The sequence below is a fragment of the Chryseobacterium pennipullorum genome (assembly GCF_003384725.1).
GTDB classification, from domain to species: domain Bacteria; phylum Bacteroidota; class Bacteroidia; order Flavobacteriales; family Weeksellaceae; genus Chryseobacterium; species Chryseobacterium pennipullorum.
In genome coordinates this window covers 1-18101 of record NZ_QNVV01000026.1, presented here as the reverse complement: position 1 = coordinate 18101, position 18101 = coordinate 1, and the positions used below count along the sequence as shown (strand labels likewise).

The following is an 18101-nucleotide window of genomic DNA, read 5'->3' as shown; positions in this document are numbered from 1 at the left end:
TGTTTTAAGAAATAGAAAGTTAACCAATAAAATTATAATACAATAGCACAAAGATTTAACAACAGGGGCCCACAAAGACGTCCTGTACAAGAGGACTTACACTTAATCAACGATAAAATTCGTGTGAGAGAGCTTCGTTTGGTGGGCGATAACGTAGAGCCAGGAATTTATCCAATTGACAAAGCAAGACAAATTGCTGCAGAACAAGAATTGGATCTAGTAGTAATTTCTGATAAGGCTGAACCTTTTATTGCAAGAATATTAGAATACAAAAAGTTTCTATATGAGCAAAAGAAAAAACAAAAGGAATTAAAAGCTAAGCAAGTAAAAGTAGTTGTGAAAGAAATCCGTTTTGGACCACAGACAGATGATCACGATTATGAATTTAAGAAAAAGCATGCTGAAAAATTCCTTGAAGAAGGTTCTAAATTAAAAACCTACGTATTTTTTAAAGGACGTTCAATTATCTTTAAGGACCAGGGAGAGATCTTGCTTTTAAAGCTTGCTCAGGAACTGGAGCATGTTGGGAAAGTAGACCAGCTTCCTAAGCTTGAAGGAAAAAGAATGATTATGATGATGAGTCCTAAAAAACCAGCAAAATAATTCAGTCATTATTAAATATAAAACCTCAAATTACTTTGAGGTTTTTTTATTAACTTGCATGGATTGGCATTTTTTCTTCGCTTCAATTTCCAGCCATACTCAAACAGTGGGATTTTTTTTCTGCCACAACTTTTGCAGCTTCTCCGGTTCTGAGATGCTGTTATCCTTCGAAATCACCACAGTCGTGTTCTTTGAATAGAGGTAACGCTTTTTTGGTTGTAAAGTATCTGGAGATTCTTTTATGGCTGAGTTCCAGTTTTTGCCCTTCTATTACCAGCTCATAGACAGGTGTTTTATCTATCTGAGTTAAGGTATATGTTCTTTCTGGTGTCTTTATAATGGTTTTGTTCCCTTCGACTGAGAATGAGAAATCTACTACTTTAAAATAGTCTTTCTGATCGCAGACATTGGCCCATATCATGGCATCTCTGGTTACAGATAGGCTCGCCAGATCGCATGAATAACAATTTCCGGAGAATTCAATCCCATATTTTTCAAGCGTATTTGTGCTTTTGCTGTTTAATACATCAATGGGTACCAACGTTGAAAAGTCAGACAGCATATCTGCTTCTACACTATTCTTCTTTTCCTAAGCCGGCGCAGACACCGAATCCTTTTTTACGGCCGTATCAGATGCATTATTTATTTTTTTTTCAGCTGGAGGTGAACACGAAGCCAGCAAAGCGATCATCATTGTGGTTATTACATTTTTCATTTATTTAAAGAAATTTACAGCAATTAATTTTTCTTTTGTAAAATTGTCCAAAATATACCATTCTATGTATCCCTGTTTTCAGCCATTTCTCTCCTATTTAAGGGTGTTTTGTTGGCAGCTGGTCCGAATACTGATACCTTTGTCCAAAATATAAAAATGAAACGATTATATCCATTCCTGGTATCATCCACCGTAATTTTTGTGGGATGCAATCCTCAAAATAAAACATCAGAAACAAGAACTGAAGCTGCTATTATAGAAAAGGCAATAACATGGGCTGATTTCAAAAAAATAAAAGGGGTCGAGAATGTGCAGGAGGTCCCGTTTCAATTATTTACCAAGAAAGATTCTATCCTGTTTTATGTATCTCCGGATAAGGCGGCAGCACATCTGAAAGTAGCGTATAATAAACTGCACAATTATTACGGATTTGAAGAGTTTGATGACTTCTACTCTATTCATTACAGCATTAACAATACTATTTCGAACAGCATCGAAGCTTTTGTGTTGAAATCAGAATTTACTCCGGCATCTGAACTTACTTTACAGGGAGTGAATCTCTATGAGATCAGAAGCAGTATATTGAAAGAGACCCAGGATTTAAAAAACAAGTCATTCGATAAGTATGGTACCATAACAGAAGTTTCCGAACAGGATTTTAAAGCGGCCTCTAAAAATCGCATCGATGAAGTTCTGGTAAAAAATCCCCAGATCCGACTGCAAGGCAACAATTGGGTACATATCGAAAATGGAAAAGAAAGCGTGATCACACAACATGAGAATGTTTCTACGGAAGATGGGTTGCTATCCAATGAATATACAGGTCATTCACCTTATATGAAATTAGAGGTTTTCAAAGAAACCTCGGTAGAAACCACCGATAGATATTATTCTTTTTATAACGTCAAATCTACAGCAAATTTTGCACTGTTTACAGGGGGCTACCCTCAAATTCTCCCAAGCAAAGGATGGATTTCTTATGTAACTTCAAATAATGATACCGGAAGTGATTTTGCAATCAGCAGATATCTGGAGCAAGATCATAATCAGGAAAACCTTCTGTACGTCAACTTTACCAATTTCAAAATTGCCGGTGAAACCAAAGCATTCTGGGCAGATACCAAAACCTTTTATGCAGAAGTATATCCCGTCAATTCAGCTTTGGCAAAAGGGAAACAACAGAAAGCGGCATTTATAAAAATTCAGTTGAAGGACAACCTGCTTGAATAGCGTTGAGAGGGCGGAGAGTGGGAAGATGTAGGCAGCATGCTGGAAGCTAATGTGGTCGTCCTTTGAGCGGGAGCCAGAAAAACTTTCCCTTCGGGCTACAGTTCTTCCCACTTCCAGTTTCAAACTTCCATCCATACTTTATACCCTACCTATCTAAGAACATTGAAAAGCGAATGCATGGAAGCTTTGATACATAAAAACCCCTGAAATCAGCCAGTGTTTGAAGGAGTAAAGAACAATATCTTTGCTGCAGTTATTTAATGATATACAATGAAAAAAATAAGTTTAACACTCCTTTTTTGTTTGCTCAGCTTTCTGACTTTCGCACAATCGCTAAAAGTGGTTATCAAACAAGACGGAAAAGTAATTGAACCTGTGAATGATGTCTATGACCTTAAAAAATCATCTTTTGTATTTGAAATTACCTCTAACAATCTGGAAGGCTTTTTAATCGGAGCCACTACAAATAAAGATATTTACGGAGCGGCCCTGGGTCTTTACAATGGCGAGGTACCATGGTTTCAAAGTACGGGCATGGCGGAAGAATTATACAACAAGGATAAAGAATTGTTATTGACGGATCAGGCACCCTCCTATTGGTATTATACTGATGCTAAAGATCACAGATTCGATAAAAATCCTAAAGGCAACTTAAAACAATGGACTGCTACGCGTACGATCACAAGATTTTATGATGTTATGGTAGATCAACCTGTCGATTTAAAAGATTTTGAAGGCAGGGTTTATCTGTTAATGTACGAACCCGTGTATAACGATGAATATGATTTAATAGGAAAGAAAAACCTGTTTCAAGGAACACTGAGATTCAAAGATTAAATAATCAAACACCTAATTTTTAATTTTATATAGAAAAGGTCTGCTGTTACGATGTAAGCAGACCTTTTTGCATGAATACGTATAGGATTCTATCATGAGCGGAAAACTATGGTATTGAGCCGAGTTCTTGTAAGGAAGAAAAGTTAAAAGGCCGGAACAGCTTCAATCCGGTTAAACCCTACCTTATGAAAGCATAGTTATACCTGCTTGTCATATAGCCATGACAAGCTTTATGCTCAGTCTTATTCGATAATCAAGCCGTATTCTATGGCCAGTTTAATGGCTGAGCTCAGGTTGGAGGTTTGAAATTTTTCAATAAGATTTTTGCGATGACTTTCTACGGTGTGCGGGCTGATAAAAAGCTTTTCTGCCATTTGATTGGTAGTCAGCCCCTTTGCGGCTTCTGCTAAAATTTCCTTTTCCCTACGCGTTAATTTCGGTACATGGTTGAGCCCGTCAGGAGATTTTTTCTCCAAAACAGATTGGGTTTGTGAACATAAAAAACGCGTACCGGAGTATACCGTACTGATGCCCTGAAGGATTTCGGATACTGAAGCATTTTTCTGAATATATCCTAAAGCACCTTCCGTCAAAGTACTGTTAATGACAGGCAGCTCATTGTGAACGCTCAGCATAATAATCTGGAGGTTATCGTACTTTTTCTTTAATGGTCTGATGAGTTCTATACTGTTGGTATCTGCCAGATTAATGTCCAGCAACAAAATATCAATCGCCTGTTTTGCCAGGCCCGCATTCATTTCCGAAACATTTTTAAAACAATCCACGACGTCTATCGAGCTGCTGTTTCCTAAAATATTTTTCAGCCCTTCCAATAGAAGCGGATGATCATCTGTTATGGCTACTTTTATCATAGTTAAAAAATAGGAATTTGAAGTTCTATACTGGTACCAATATTTAATTCGGAGGTGATATTCATTGTTCCTTTTAAAAACTGGACTCTTGATTCTATATTGTGAAAACCTGCTGTTTTTCTAAGCGATAAGCCTGCATGGTCAAAACCTTTCCCATTGTCCTCTACGGTAAGATGCAATACATTTTCTTCTTCACTTATCTGGATGATAATTTCGGAAGTTTGCGCATGTTTTATGGCATTGTTTACCAGCTCCTGAATGATCCTGTACAGGATCAATTGCTTTTCCTCTGATATGGAATTCGTATAACTGATGAATTCGGTATGGACCTCCAGCACTGCACTGGACATGCGGGAAGCAAACTCGCGAATGGCCACCTCCAACCCATACTTCATTAATAAATCGGGCATGAGGTTGTGGGCTACCCTTCTCAGTTCTTCTACAGCTCCATCAATCTGGTTAATCGATTTTGAAATTCCTTCTTCAAGAGCTCCGGATTGATGGGGGTCCAAAGAAGACAATTGCAGTTTGGTCCCAGAAAGCAATCCCCCCAATCCATCGTGCAGATCCCGTGCTAGTCGGCCCCGCTCCTGCTCCTGTCCTTCAAGCAAAGCAGTAAGTGTAGATATTTTTGAATTTTGCTTCTCCTTTTCCATGGCCAGAGCATGCAATTCATCCCTCTGCTTCATCGACTTTGCCCGTTGTTTATACGCATACAGCAGCAGGAAAATTAAAACGATGAAGATGGCAATAAAGACAATGTAATAGGTATTGATCTTTTCTTTAAAGGCCAACAGCTTTTTAAAGTTGACAATATCGTTGTTTTTCTGTTGGGTTTCCAATTTTGCCAAACGAAGCTGCTGCTCTTTTTTCTCCGATTCCAGTTCTGAAAATTTCAGGCGTTCCCTCTGGTTTTCTTCTACAAGCTTTAAATTGTTGTATACCTGCTCACGCTGTGCCCGCAAAATGTTGATCAATTTAATCTGCTGTGCCTTCTTGTCACTTTCCAGCTGCAGCTTGATATACTTCTGCTCCTGCCGTTCTTTATCAAACTGTGATTCTAATCTTTTGGTAATATCCAGTTTTTCCTGATCATAGATGCTTTTGTATTGGTCTACATAACTTTTATAATAGGTCAGCGCTTCTTTATAATTGCCTTGCTTTTCGCTAATCTCAGATAAAGATTCAAGAAGGGATAATTCTATATTATGATCCCGAACAGGGCTTTTTCCAATTTCCATAGAAGCTTTCAGAAAGTAAGACTTGGCTAAGTCATAATTTTTATCCTCTATGGCCAATTCAGCCAAAATTCCGAATGAAGAAGCAATATGGATAGGATCGCCGGTTTCAATGCTCACGGCGCTGGCTAATTGGGCATACTGCATCGCCTTATCTCTATCAAAACCAATATATAAGTTCGCTAAATTGATAGCGGCATAAGAAAGGCTGGTCTTATTGACCATAGTCTCTTTATTTTTGTTGAATAGGGTAATGGCCTTGGAATAATATTGCTCTGCTTTGGTTCTGTAATCTATATTCGATGGATTCTGAGCGTATTTTTGTTCATATACATACCCCATCCGCATATAGGAATCAAAGATAAGATTAGGATCATTTTGCCTGGAAGCCAGCAGCAAAAATTGTTTGCTGTATTTTTCTTCGAGCTGATAGTCATTAAGATTGGAGTAAATAGTGGAAAGCTCTTTGGCTACATTACCAAATCTCCCGTACAATGTAGAAGTCGTGGGTGAATTCTCATAGTACTCAATCGCTTTAAGGTAAGCAGCAACCGCGTCGATGGTTTTATTATTGCGGGTCAGGATCCAGCCTTTTGCATAGTGAAAATACCCCTTAGCTTCATTATTATTGGTCTTTAAACTATACGCTTTTGCCAGGTCCAGGCTCCTTAAAGATTCAGATTCTTTATTATCGAGCCTGTAGTTCATCGCTTGTACAGCATACAGAATAGTAGAATATTTTCCATCTGGCTCTTTAGCTGCCAGGGAAATATTGGTTTCTAAAATCTGATAAGATCTGGATTTTAGATGGTGAAAAAACAATGCAGTAGCATATTTAGGAGCCAGATTCAGCTGTTCAGCAGTTTTGCCTGAAGCATGGTTATATTCTCTTTCTAATGTGCTCAAAACATCTTGTGCCTGAGCAAAAAACGGACAAAAAAGCAAAGTAAATACAATTAATAACCTGTGCATCAAATCCTTATCTTTATTAAGTTTTATTATGGTAAAAGAAGGCAAATATAAGTAAATCTATCCTGAAGCCTGTTCTTTGGAGAATAAGGCTGGAAGCTTGAAAGAGGTTGGAGGTTACTCCTGTTTCTCGCCTATCATTTAGTAAAGGTTCTTTAGCAAAACTCCCCAATTTCAAAGACCACAAAACGGTTTATCTTTATTTCGTGGTGCTTTCCGCTTACACTTTGCCTTAGTTTGTACATTAATAATAATGAAAATGATACTTTCTCATGAGCTGCAGCTGATCTTTATTTTCACCACTTCGAAAGTCATGCCTTTTGCTGGTTCTCCCCTGCTTGGGGGTTATCACTCAATACTTCAGGATAAGTATTGTTTACAGTATGATTAACCGTCTTTTGCAGCATTTTATTTTATAGTAAAACGACAGTCCGGTCAGGATCAGCGATGACTTTTACAGCTTCTTCTTCACTCAATTTTATTTTGTTATTGTTTTTACCCATACGTATATTGCAGTGTCTGTTCGAAATAAGAAGTTCTCATGTATCAGGAGTAAAAAAGAAAGCTATAAAAGTTATGTAATTAATGTTTTTAAATATTGTAAATCAGGGTGTTTACTATTCTACCATCTAAATTTTTGCAAAGAAATTAAAGGTTTGCCGGGCGATGAGCTTTGGATGCAAACCTGAAGGCTCACCGATCTGGTCTTCATACAGTTCAATTTTTATTATTTTAACATCATCCGGTATTTTACAGATCTCATCTTTTGTATAGTTATATCCCGCGACATCAGCACTTTCTTTGCCTGGACGTTTTTTGATCTCAACATAATACTTCAGGGTGAGGGTATTGCCAGTTCGTTTTCCTTTTTCAAAACGGATTTTTCTGATCTGATTCATCCTAAGTCCGCCCGAACTGATATTTCCCTGGATCCGAAATGCTAAAGTATTATCATTTTTGGAAACCATTACAACCATTGGATCCAAACGTTTTGTAACTTCCTCATGGGTCGTATATCTATGAATCTTATGTGTTTCCGGAATCTCTCTGACCACTGTTTTTGGCCCGGTATAAATGGTTGAAATGTTCACTTTTCGAGCATCACTTTTACAGCCTGACAAGGCTAAAAATAATGTTAAAGCCACAAACTTTCCCACCCGTTTATCTTTAAATTTGCGAGGTAAAAGTACTCAAAGTTGCTTCATAAAAATATCCCTGATAACAGTGGTTTTTTAAGTAATTTTAGTTTATTGCCTTTTTGGCTTCTTTCAATATCTTTTCTGCTTTCAATTTTATTTCTTTAGGCAATACTTTGAAATTCTCATCCTTTACCTCATGGTACTCATCTTCTTCCTGAAATGGAATCCAACCGGTAATTTTTGATTTTGAAAATGTTGCTTTGCTTAAACTTGTGTAGACAATCACTTTCAGTGGTTTGGCATCCAATCCGTCTGATTCTTCAAAATAAGTAAGATAAAACTCCGGGAAACCATCATTATCGGCGTCTCCAACTTCACAGTAGTTAATCATATACCTAGGCTGTGACAGACCTTTTGCAAAATCTTTAAAGGTTACTTTTGAAAGTAACCCTCCATGATCCTCAAGAAAAATACCTGAGTATAAGTCCTTTGGGATCGTGTCTAAATAAGCTGGATTCTTAGCTTTGCCTTCGTTCAGAAACCAAATGTAACTTCCATGATCGGGTACAAATGACTGTACAATCATCACCGGATTTCCAAGTAATGGATTTCCAACCTCTTCAATAATCTCCCTGTAATTTTTATCTGAAGAAAAATATACTGCTGTTCTTATTTGTGCAAAAGAGAATGCACTTACCATACAAGCGGCAAGAGTCCATCGTTTTGTAAAAGTCATCGTTTTAAATGTTTTCAATAGGATTTGATTCATCACGTTTAATGCATTCTAATGTATTTTTATGCAGCTGATTCCAGACCTATAGGCTGTGGTCTATTCAATTAAAATTATATAAAAATAAAATACTATTAAAGTTACTGCAATCAATCCGGAAATCACAAACAGAAGGAGATAATACATCGTGCTTTTCTTTTTATTTTGTACCGAATGAATCATAAAAATAATGAAGGTGCATAAAAAGCCTACTCCTAAAAATAATGTTAGCGTAGCGAGCAATAATGATCTTTCGAGATGTAAATCTGCGGATGAAAGCATATTTAAATAAATGTATGGGTTTAAATGAGTCCTCTAACGGTTGAAGCAGAAAGGTTTGAAAGCCGGGAACGGAAGTTATAAAATCATTCTTTATATTCCTTTCCTGAATAGATATCAATGTAGTAATACAGATTTTCTCCTGAATTTTGTTTAACACTCACTCCGCCTTCAGAATTAATGGATTGGTAAGCTTTTGATCCGATATTCTTTTTATTCTTATGATCATAAAGGGTATACAGACCGTCTTTTTCTTTTTGAAGAGCATAGATCTGTTTTTCAGGGTCTAAAACTGAGATCTCATGGTATTCAGGCTTTATCTCCCATGTATTTGTACTCCTGTTCCACAGTCCTTTTGTCCTCAGTTGGTTTTCATCTTCAATGGGAATAATGTATAAGTCATCCATGCCCATATAAGAATTTATTTTTCCGAATTTCCAGCTTTTGTTAATGAACTGATCAGGCAAAATCATTTTTCTGTCAGGCCAAACCAAATTTCCTAGCTGATCTAAAACCTTAAAATCATATTGACCAATGGATTCTGTAACATTTCCTTTGGTATCGATATAGAGCCAGTCAAACGCCCATACATCATGATCGTAATTAAAGACACCCAGTAAAAAATACGGTGAATGGGTGATAGAATACACCAGCGAAGTTTTTTTGATGAAATCGATCTGAGATGGTGTAGCCTGGGCAATGTGCTTTGGAAATATTTTTTCATATTGTGGAAAAGGGTACACATCATCTGTTTTGCGATCAATAAGAAGCTTGGGAACTTCCGGATCATACCGTTCTTTATTGACCTCTTTCAGCAAGATGTTTTCATTCCCAAACCGGATCGAAAGTGTTTCGGTACCTTTTAATCCGGTGTGAATTGCCTTTTTCTGATCCAGACTAAACATTGAAAAAGTAGCATTGGAAGATTTGATAAAACGTCTATCTTCCAATAGTTCAACAATATTGTATTCAGTCTTAGTTAAGTGTCCTTTTTTGATTTCATACAGACTTCCATTCCAGAAAACATGGTGATCATCTACAGAAACAAAGTTCAGATAATAATTATCCTCCAGATAAGGAATATCCTTATGAAGTAGGATCTGATTGGTTTCTAATACTCCAATCTCTATGTTATGATAGGTCTGTTCTTTTTTAATGTCGCCGCCTAAGATATTCCATTCCCATTTCCAGGCAGGCATTTTCTTTTCGTATTCAATATCTTTTTTATAAAAGGTCAATCCGTTGACCACGTTTAAACTGATAGGACTTGCAGAAAATTTCAAAACTGTTTTTCCGCCTCCACCAATGACGGCGTATTCGTTTTTTTCATTTTCAACCACAGCAAAACCTGTAGAAGTATAGACTGATGCGCTTTTGAATTTTTGATTCGTAACAGGTTTCAGGCTTGCTTTATCCACATAGACAAAATCGTTCTGCTTCGTTAAAAACGGAACATTATTGACGAACCTGTTTTGTAAGGAACCCCCTGGGGCAGGATCTTTTTTTTCCTGTGTACAGGCGGTCGCTGACGTCAGCACAAAAAGGACATTCAAAACTATTATTTTCATTCTTCGCAATTCTATTCATCTTTTGCAATCAATATTAGAAAGAATTGAAGAGCATGACAATCCCTATTATCAGCTATATTTAAGGAAACCCTGTTTTAACATTCTAATTTTTTTGAAGCAATTATTATAAAATGTTCTACTCTTTACATCGGTTGTTAAATTAACGTTAATCATAGATCACGGAACATTTCTATTCCCATGAATATATTATCTTAGATCAATATAAGTGGAAGATTTTCCATCTACATTTGTGAATATTAAAAAACAAATAAGCTATTTTACTAATCCAAATAAAAAAAGAACTTTATGAGCACACTTACATTAAAAGACGGAACAGAAATTTATTATAAAGACTGGGGAAAGGGACCAACTATTTTCTTTCACCACGGCTGGCCTTTATCAGCTGATGACTGGGACGCACAGATGTTTTTCTTTCTGGAACAGGGATACCGTGTAATTGCTCACGACAGAAGAGGGCACGGAAGATCCGAGCAGACTCCGTACGGTCATGATATGGATACTTATGCTTCTGATGTTGCAGAAATTGTTGCAGCATTGGATTTAAAGGAGGTCATTCACGTAGGTCACTCAACGGGAGGTGGAGAAGTGATCCGCTATGTGGCGAGACATGGAAACGGAAGAGTTGCCAAAGCTGTTTTAATCAGTGCGGTAACTCCCATTATGGTTCAGAATGAAAATAATCCGAATGGAGTCCCGATTTCAGTTTTTGATGATATCAGAAATAACACGGCCAACCACAGACAGCAGTTCTTTATTGACATCACATTCCCTTTCTATGGATATAACAGAGAAGGGGCTGATATTTCTGAAGGAATTCAGCGAAACTGGTGGAGACAAGGAATGAATGGCTCCATCAAGGCGCACTATGACTGTGTGAAAGCTTTTTCTGAAACTGATTTCACAGAAGACCTTAAGAGCGTAGATATTCCTGTTTTGGTAATGCATGGTGAAGATGATCAGATTGTACCTTTTGAAACTACGGGAAAAGTAGCCGCTACCCTTCTTAAAAACGGAAAGCTGATTTCCTATCCCGGGTTCCCACATGGAATGCCTACCACAGAAGCTGAAACGATCAACAGGGATCTTTTGGCCTTTATTAAATCATAATTAAATTATACTATGTAATTATTAAACCACAATCTTATTGATTGTGGTTTTTATATTTAAAACACTAAAAAGTGTTTTAAAAACATAATGAAAACATCTTTTAATAAAGAGATTTTTAAAATATTAAAAATCCTAAATAAGTGAATTATTTAAATAATTTATTATATTTGCCGCGTTTAAAAATAACCTATGAAAACAAAATTAATGACTTTTTTAAGTCTTTCGATGCTGTTGGCATCTTGTGCTCAGGACGATACCCGCGATAATGTACTGCCGAATAAACAGCAGAGCGGCCTACATGAGGGCAGCAGTTCACGAATTGGAAATCTTACCACTGTTAAGCTCCTTCAGGAAGTACATAACCCTTCAGTACTCAAAGCAGGTGAAGCCATCACTCTGGTGCAAAACGACAGAAAATATCAATTGATCATGCAGTATGATAATAATCTTGTACTCTACATGACCAGGTCAGGGCACACTTCGGTGTTATGGAGCTCTAACTCTTACAGCAGCACGGGTGGTTACTCACAGCTTATTGCGCAAAACGACGGGAATATGGTGATTTACAGAGATGGAATTCCTACCTGGAATACCAATAAAACAGTTAATTTTCATGTGAATGATCCACACATGAAGCTTCAGGTTTTTTCCAGGTCCGGAACATTTATTACCCCAGGATACAGAATGAAATTCGTGTTGGGAGGAAATAATCAAAACATTAATGATGTCTTCGAGGTAGACTTTGATTAGTAAAAACTGAACTTATGACAAAGCCGTTTCTTTACAGAAGCGGTTTTTGATATATATACGATAAATTAAGAGATTATAAAAGATCGAACCGATTTTTTTTGTATCTTTGCACACTATTATTCCTAATGTCCTTAGGGGTAACCAAAACAGATATTGATAACAAAAACAATAAAAAAGCAAAACAATGCCAAAATTAAAAACGAAATCAGGTGCTAAGAAACGTTTTGCTCTTACCGGTTCTGGTAAGATCAAAAGAAAAAACGCTTACAAAAGCCACATTTTAACTAAGAAAGAAACTAAGCAGAAGAGAAATCTTACGACTACTTCTTACGTAGCTAAAGTGGACGAAAAAAGTGTTCAACGTCAATTAGCAATCAAGTAGTTTTTATAAATCTATATTCGGTTTATAAGAATTCAAAACAAATTCAAAATTTTAACCCTGAAATGGAGCAGCCAAGTACAATGAAACAGATTGTCGCACATTTCAAAAAAACAATTTAAATTATGCCAAGATCAGTAAATGCCGTAGCTTCAAGAGCTCGCAGAAAGAAAATTTTTAAGCAAGCTAAAGGTTTTTTCGGTAGAAGAAAGAACGTTTGGACTGTAGCTAAAAACGCGGTAGAAAAAGCAATGCAATATGCTTACCGTGGTAGAAAAGAGAAAAAGAGAAACTTCAGAGCACTTTGGATCACTCGTATCAACGCGGGAACCAGAGAGCACGGAATGTCTTACTCTCAGTTTATGGGAGCTCTTAAAAAGAACAACATTGAGCTTAACAGAAAAGTTTTAGCAGATTTAGCAATGAATCACCCTGAAGCTTTCAAAGCTGTTGTAGATCAAGTAAAATAATGTAGAACACTATTTTTGTTATCAATATAAATCCCGGGAAATCCCGGGATTTTTTGTTATTTAATTTTGTCCGATCAGGATGAGTGTTTTTTATCTTAATATTCTCTTTGTATTATAAATGCTTCTGAAATTCTTTTCATCCCGATTTTTTGATAGAATGTGATCGCGTCTCCATTTGAATGCAAAATTAACTTGCACTCTTTTCCAGCTGTTTCTTTTGTTATTTCTATTAATTTTTTTCCAATATTCTGATTTCTATAATTTTTATGTACACAAATATCGGAAAGATAGCAACAGTAGCTAAAATCACATAAGGAACGTGCTATTCCCACTAATGTATCATCCTCCCAGGCAGATACAATAAGATCCGCATCTTCAAACATTTTTTGCAGGCGATTCCTGTCAGCCATATTTTCAAAGGGCAGATAATCAGAATTAAATAATAACTCAGCGATGACATCAATTTCAATTCTCTTATTTATTTTATAACTTATATTTTTCATAGTAATTATGCTAGCACCCAAATGTATGTATTTATTTTAGAAACAACCTGAAGCTTTCAAGGCTGCTTATTGAGTAAAATAATGAGAATATTTTTTGCAATCAATAAATATCTGTCATGGTAATTTCCGTCTTTCACCTGAAGTTTTTTATTATCCGTTAATGACATGAATACCTGCTGATAAATCATATTATAAGTTTTTTCATTGTAGAAAAATCACTTTACCATCAACAAACACGCCCAATCAACAACAATAAGTGGCAGTTTATTGTTATATTAGCAATTCTAAAAGAAAAAAGACCAAAATGAAAAAAATAGCTGTTTTTCTACTAACTTCTCTAGCCCTCCAGGGTATGGATGCCCAGAATTTTATTCAGGCTTATAAAACCCGGGCTGATTGGGTAACACAGGCCAATATCACGGCAAACCTTCAGGAGTTTGCTGCTTTCGGAATAAAAAAGACAGGAACCCCTGCCAATACCAATGCCATGAACTGGATCAAAAATAAATATCTGTCCTATGGCTATGCCGCAGGAGATATTGTTGAAAATCCCTTCCCCTACGGAAACGGAAACTCTAAAAACCTCATCATTACCAAAACCGGAACTTTATATCCGAATACCTATGTCATTATCTGTGGCCATTATGACACCATTGTAGGCCCCGGGGTGAGTGATAACGGCAGTGGAACATCCATCATTCTGGAAGCAGCTCGAATACTGAAAAATGTACCCACCGAATACTCTATAAAGTTCATTCATTTTTCCGGCGAAGAAGAAGGACTGCTCGGCAGTAAGTACTATACAAATAATGTAGCGTACACGGGAGCTACCCGTAATCTGGATATCAAGGTAGTCTTTAATATCGACCAGGTGGGAGGGCAGATCGGTAATAACAATAACACGATCATCTGTGAAAGGGATACAGGCGGAACACCCTCCAATAATGCAGCTTCCAATACAGCCACTCAGGAGCTGGCAGCCTGCACAGGCCTCTACTCTCCTCTTCAGACCTCCATTTCTTATGCGTATAGTTCCGACTACATGCCGTTTGAGGCCAAAGGATATACCATTACAGGATTTTACGAATATCTTAGAAGTGAAAATGAGCATACAACAGCTGATACTTTTGCCAATATTGATCCGGTGTATGTCTTCAATGTAGGCAAAGCTGCCGTTGGAGCACTACAACATTTCGCAGTAGCCAGTACAAGCACTAATGCTCTAAGCACCGACGAATCTTCTGTGCAGAAACCTGTAGAAACAGTAAAAGTGTATCCAAATCCGGCAAAAGATGTCCTTACTGTAGAATTGGATAAAAAGGTCAGACACTTCAGTGTCGAGATCCATGATATGTCAGGAAATCTGGTACTGAGTTCTGAAAATAAAGCTAAGATAGATACTTCTGGATTGGAAAATGGAGTGTATACCGTTACCATCAAAACAGATACAGGAAATATTTCCAGAAAAGTAATCATTGAAAAATAAACCGTAAAAGCGAAACAGCCCACGAGGCAGCAATCGCGACAGATAGTATTAATGAAAAAAATCGCTGCATTTTTGCTGATATCCATTGTGACACAGCATATCGGGGCCCAGAATTTTATCCAGGCCTATAAAGACCGGGCAGAAGCCGTTTCCCAAACCAATATCATCACCAATCTTCAGCAGTTTGCAAATCTGGGCGTGAAAACTACCGGTTCACAAGCTAATAATGATGCATTGGTATGGCTTAAAAACAAATATACCTCCTACGGTTATACTGCCAGCCAGATTACAGAAGACCCTTTTACCTATGGAAGTCTCAGTTCAAAAAATTTAATCATTACGAAAACCGGTACTGTATATCCTAACACCTACGTTATTATCTGCGGGCACTTTGACAGCATCTACGGAACGGGGGTTAATGACAACGGCAGTGGAACTTCTATAATTCTTGAAGCCGCCAGGATTTTAAAAGATATCCCTACGGAATATTCTATAAAATTTATCCATTTTTCCGGTGAAGAGCAAGGGCTCGTAGGAAGCAGGCATTATGTGAATACTGTAGTATACCAGGGCAGTAACCGTGTTCAGGATGTAAAAATGGTGTTTAATCTTGACCAGGTTGGCGGTGTTATGGGAAATAACAATAATACGGTGTACTGTGATCAGGATTTGGGGGGAGTATCTTCAAACAATGCAGCATCTGCTGCAGTCACACAGGAGCTTAGAAACTGTACTGCCTTGTACTCTACCCTTCTCACGGAAGTAGATCCGGCCGAAGATACAGATTATATCCCTTTTGAAGAGAAAGGCGAAGTGATTACCGGCTTTTTTGAGAGAATACGAAGCAGCTTTCCCCATACGACGAATGATACTTTTGCCAATACTGATCCGGCGTATATTTATAATATTGGTAAAGCTTCTGTAGGAGCTTTGCAGCACTTTGCAGTGGCAACCGCAACATTGGGAACCCATGAAACAGCTACCCGAAACCCTTTGGAGAATTTGAGAATTGCGCCCAACCCTGTGAAGGACATTGTACATCTTGAACTTCCACAAAATCTCACCAAAGACTTCAGTTTTGAGATGACAGATTTCCAGGGAAGGTCAATATTAAAAAAAGTGAACGAAACCAAAATCAATGTATCGAATCTTGAAAACGGAGCGTATATCGGTATTCTAAAAGCAGACGGCCAAACTGTTGTAAGGAAAGTTCTCATTGAAAAATAATGCTTAACTGACAGTATAAAAGAACTTATTTTTTACTGGCTGAAACAAACCTTTGATTGAATTCAAAGGTTTTTTTATGGGTAGAATTATCAAGAGTACGAGTAACAAACCATTATATGACAAGCATAACAAAACTGTTGAAATCTTAATTTATTTTTAAACAATTAACCACTTTGATGTGATTTATTCACTACATTCGTGTAACCAAACTTAAATAAATAATATGAAAAAATTAACAACCTTTTTGTTTACCACATTGGTTATGCAAAGTATCGGCGCTCAGACGTTCATCCAGGCTTACAAGAACAGAGCAGATATGGTGACTCAGACCAATATTACGGCCAATCTTCAGGAATTCAGCAATCTGGGAGTGAAAACTACCGGATCGCAAGCTAACACCAATACCCTGAACTGGATCAAAAACAAGTATCTGGGTTACGGATATACTGCCAGCCAGATTGTGGAAAGTCCCTTTACTTTCTCGGGAGTCAGCTCCAAAAATTTAATCATTACAAAAACCGGAACCTTATATCCGAATAAGTATGTTATTATCTGCGGACACTTTGACACCATCGTAGGCCCTGGAGTGAATGATAATGGCAGCGGAACCTCCATAATTCTGGAAGCAGCCAGAATCCTGAAAGATGTTCCTACAGAATATTCTATTAAGTTTATTCATTTTTCCGGTGAAGAACAAGGCCTGAAAGGAAGTAGCCATTACGTAAACAACGTTGTATATCAGGGAGGTGTACGCAAGCTGGATATAAAGCTGGTTTTCAATCTCGACCAGGTAGGCGGGGTAAAAGGAAATAATAACAACACTGTGTATTGTGATGAGGATCAGGGAGGTGTTTCCAGTAATAATGCGGCATCAGCTGCTGTAACCCAGCAGCTCAGAAACTGTACCGCCCTCTACTCTCCTCTTCAAACTGCCGTAGATCCTGCAGAAGCCACAGATTATATTCCTTTTGAGCAAAAAGGTGAAATCATTACAGGCTTTTTTGAAAGGATAAGAAGCAGCTATCCGCATACGTCTAAAGATACTTTTGCCAATGTAGATCCTGTATACGTCTATAACATCGGTAAAGCCACCGTAGGAGCATTACAGCATTTTGCAACAGCTTCTACCGTAGCAACGGTTAATAAAACCGTTTCCAAAAGTTCATTGCAGGACGTCAAAATCTTCCCAAATCCTGCAAAAGATGTTTTAAATATCGAATTACCTGACTCTAAAGTGACTCAGTTCAGTTTTGAAATAACCAATCTTAATGGCCGTTCCCTTCTTAAAGTAATCAATGAAACAAGGATCAATGTTTCTGCATTGGATAACGGAGTTTATATCGGCGTTTTAAAAGCCGGTGATGAGACCCTCGTCAGAAATATCCTCATCGAAAAATAAATATTTTCAGTTTTTACGATAAGGCAGGGCAGGATTTTTTCTGCTCTGCCTTTGATTTGTAAGATGTGATAAGTTTTGTAGGAGCTATTACGAAATTCATTTTGTCCGACGAGAAATTGTGTAGTTGTGTGAGAAATGGGAAGTTTACCATAGCTTACTCCATAAAGTGCCAATCTTGCCTTAGAATTGCTCCAAAAGAAAAACAAATTATTAGAATTATGAATAACAAACCATTAAGAATATAGTTTACCGTTTTATGATTATATCGATAAATGAGATAAAAATTGATTGCCAATAAAAGTAGTATTAAAGGAATTACTTCTAAAAGGTCAAAATAAGGAAAAAATAGAAAATTTACTATAAATATGATAGAAATAATCAAAATTATCTGTGGTATTTTTTTCATTGTTGATTAGGTATTAATTCTCTTTTTACTATTTCTGACACTATCCCGTAAAGTGTGTAAGTTAAAAAGTTAGGGCTTAGATTTTATAATCTGAGCCTTTTTTCAAAAATAAGCATAAATTGGTTGAGTACAAT

General features: G+C 37.1%; 19 protein-coding genes. 11 read left to right on the top strand and 8 right to left on the bottom strand.

Going from position 1 to position 18101, the window contains the following annotated elements:
• The first annotated feature begins 42 nt into the window (after positions 1-42).
• Positions 43-603 carry a translation initiation factor IF-3 gene (infC, locus tag DRF67_RS20005; RefSeq protein ID WP_076352026.1) on the top strand — a complete coding sequence of 187 codons (561 nt, stop codon included), beginning with the start codon at positions 43-45 and terminating at the stop codon, positions 601-603.
• 160 nt (positions 604-763) lie between these two features.
• Here infC and DRF67_RS20000 read toward each other — a convergent pair whose 3' ends face one another.
• Complete coding sequence (locus tag DRF67_RS20000) at positions 764-1165, bottom strand: hypothetical protein (protein ID WP_123912794.1); 402 nt, start codon at positions 1163-1165, stop codon at positions 764-766.
• A 309-nt stretch (positions 1166-1474) separates the two neighbouring features.
• On the opposite strand from DRF67_RS20000, the gene DRF67_RS19995 reads away from it, so the two are divergent.
• Both DRF67_RS19995 and DRF67_RS19990 read left to right on the top strand, forming a co-directional pair.
• Positions 1475-2548 (top strand): resolvase, encoded by a 1074-nt coding sequence (locus tag DRF67_RS19995; RefSeq protein WP_115930101.1) that lies wholly within the window; start codon positions 1475-1477, stop codon positions 2546-2548.
• A gap of 339 nt (positions 2549-2887) precedes the next feature.
• Positions 2888-3385 carry a hypothetical protein gene (locus DRF67_RS19990; RefSeq protein WP_228435867.1) on the top strand — a complete coding sequence of 166 codons (498 nt, stop codon included), beginning with the start codon at positions 2888-2890 and terminating at the stop codon, positions 3383-3385.
• 242 nt (positions 3386-3627) lie between these two features.
• On the opposite strand, the gene DRF67_RS19985 is transcribed toward DRF67_RS19990, so the two are convergent.
• Both DRF67_RS19985 and DRF67_RS19980 read right to left on the bottom strand, forming a co-directional pair.
• Positions 3628-4257: a response regulator transcription factor gene (locus DRF67_RS19985; RefSeq protein ID WP_115930067.1), complete on the bottom strand. Its 630-nt coding sequence runs from the start codon at positions 4255-4257 to the stop codon at positions 3628-3630.
• 2 nt (positions 4258-4259) lie between these two features.
• A complete protein-coding gene (locus tag DRF67_RS19980; protein WP_115930066.1) occupies positions 4260-6467 on the bottom strand; it encodes an ATP-binding protein in 2208 nt (735 codons plus the stop codon).
• Between the two features lie 250 nt (positions 6468-6717).
• On the opposite strand from DRF67_RS19980, the gene DRF67_RS21670 reads away from it, so the two are divergent.
• Positions 6718-6855, top strand: coding sequence for a hypothetical protein (locus tag DRF67_RS21670; RefSeq protein WP_165851850.1), 138 nt, complete (start codon positions 6718-6720; stop codon positions 6853-6855).
• Positions 6856-7093: 238 nt separating this feature from the next.
• On the opposite strand, the gene DRF67_RS19975 is transcribed toward DRF67_RS21670, so the two are convergent.
• The 3 genes from DRF67_RS19975 to DRF67_RS19960 all read right to left on the bottom strand — a co-directional run bounded on the left by DRF67_RS19975 (position 7094) and on the right by DRF67_RS19960 (position 10219).
• The gene (locus DRF67_RS19975; protein ID WP_228435866.1) at positions 7094-7621 is read right to left on the bottom strand and encodes a hypothetical protein; all 528 of its coding nucleotides are present in this window, start codon (positions 7619-7621) and stop codon (positions 7094-7096) included.
• A gap of 85 nt (positions 7622-7706) precedes the next feature.
• On the bottom strand, positions 7707-8372 hold the full coding sequence (locus DRF67_RS19970; protein ID WP_185142132.1) for a hypothetical protein: 666 nt from the start codon (positions 8370-8372) through the stop codon (positions 7707-7709).
• 365 nt (positions 8373-8737) lie between these two features.
• Complete coding sequence (locus tag DRF67_RS19960) at positions 8738-10219, bottom strand: hypothetical protein (RefSeq protein ID WP_115930063.1); 1482 nt, start codon at positions 10217-10219, stop codon at positions 8738-8740.
• 306 nt (positions 10220-10525) lie between these two features.
• Between DRF67_RS19960 and DRF67_RS19955 the strand changes: the two genes are divergently transcribed.
• The 4 genes from DRF67_RS19955 (at position 10526) to rplT (ending at position 12946) form a co-directional block, all read left to right on the top strand.
• Positions 10526-11347, top strand: coding sequence for an alpha/beta fold hydrolase (locus DRF67_RS19955; RefSeq protein ID WP_115930062.1), 822 nt, complete (start codon positions 10526-10528; stop codon positions 11345-11347).
• A 189-nt stretch (positions 11348-11536) separates the two neighbouring features.
• A complete protein-coding gene (locus DRF67_RS19950) occupies positions 11537-12097 on the top strand; it encodes a hypothetical protein (protein ID WP_115930061.1) in 561 nt (186 codons plus the stop codon).
• Positions 12098-12281: 184 nt separating this feature from the next.
• Complete coding sequence (gene rpmI, locus DRF67_RS19945; RefSeq protein ID WP_002979658.1) at positions 12282-12479, top strand: 50S ribosomal protein L35; 198 nt, start codon at positions 12282-12284, stop codon at positions 12477-12479.
• 122 nt (positions 12480-12601) lie between these two features.
• Positions 12602-12946 (top strand): 50S ribosomal protein L20, encoded by a 345-nt coding sequence (rplT, locus tag DRF67_RS19940; RefSeq protein ID WP_034694451.1) that lies wholly within the window; start codon positions 12602-12604, stop codon positions 12944-12946.
• 95 nt (positions 12947-13041) lie between these two features.
• Here the strand turns inward: rplT and DRF67_RS19935 are convergent, their stop codons facing one another.
• Complete coding sequence (locus DRF67_RS19935; protein WP_115930060.1) at positions 13042-13449, bottom strand: GNAT family N-acetyltransferase; 408 nt, start codon at positions 13447-13449, stop codon at positions 13042-13044.
• Between the two features lie 56 nt (positions 13450-13505).
• Positions 13506-13637 carry a hypothetical protein gene (locus tag DRF67_RS21960; RefSeq protein WP_262511410.1) on the bottom strand — a complete coding sequence of 44 codons (132 nt, stop codon included), beginning with the start codon at positions 13635-13637 and terminating at the stop codon, positions 13506-13508.
• Positions 13638-13753: 116 nt separating this feature from the next.
• Here DRF67_RS21960 and DRF67_RS19930 point away from each other — a divergent pair, with 116 nt between their 5' ends.
• From DRF67_RS19930 to DRF67_RS19920, 3 genes are all read left to right on the top strand, one after another.
• Entirely contained in the window at positions 13754-14935 is a 1182-nt protein-coding gene (locus tag DRF67_RS19930) for a M28 family peptidase (RefSeq protein WP_115930059.1), read from the top strand.
• Between the two features lie 51 nt (positions 14936-14986).
• Positions 14987-16162: a M28 family peptidase gene (locus DRF67_RS19925; RefSeq protein ID WP_115930058.1), complete on the top strand. Its 1176-nt coding sequence runs from the start codon at positions 14987-14989 to the stop codon at positions 16160-16162.
• Positions 16163-16385: 223 nt separating this feature from the next.
• Positions 16386-17561, top strand: coding sequence for a M28 family peptidase (locus tag DRF67_RS19920; protein WP_115930057.1), 1176 nt, complete (start codon positions 16386-16388; stop codon positions 17559-17561).
• The last annotated feature ends 540 nt before the right edge of the window (positions 17562-18101 follow it).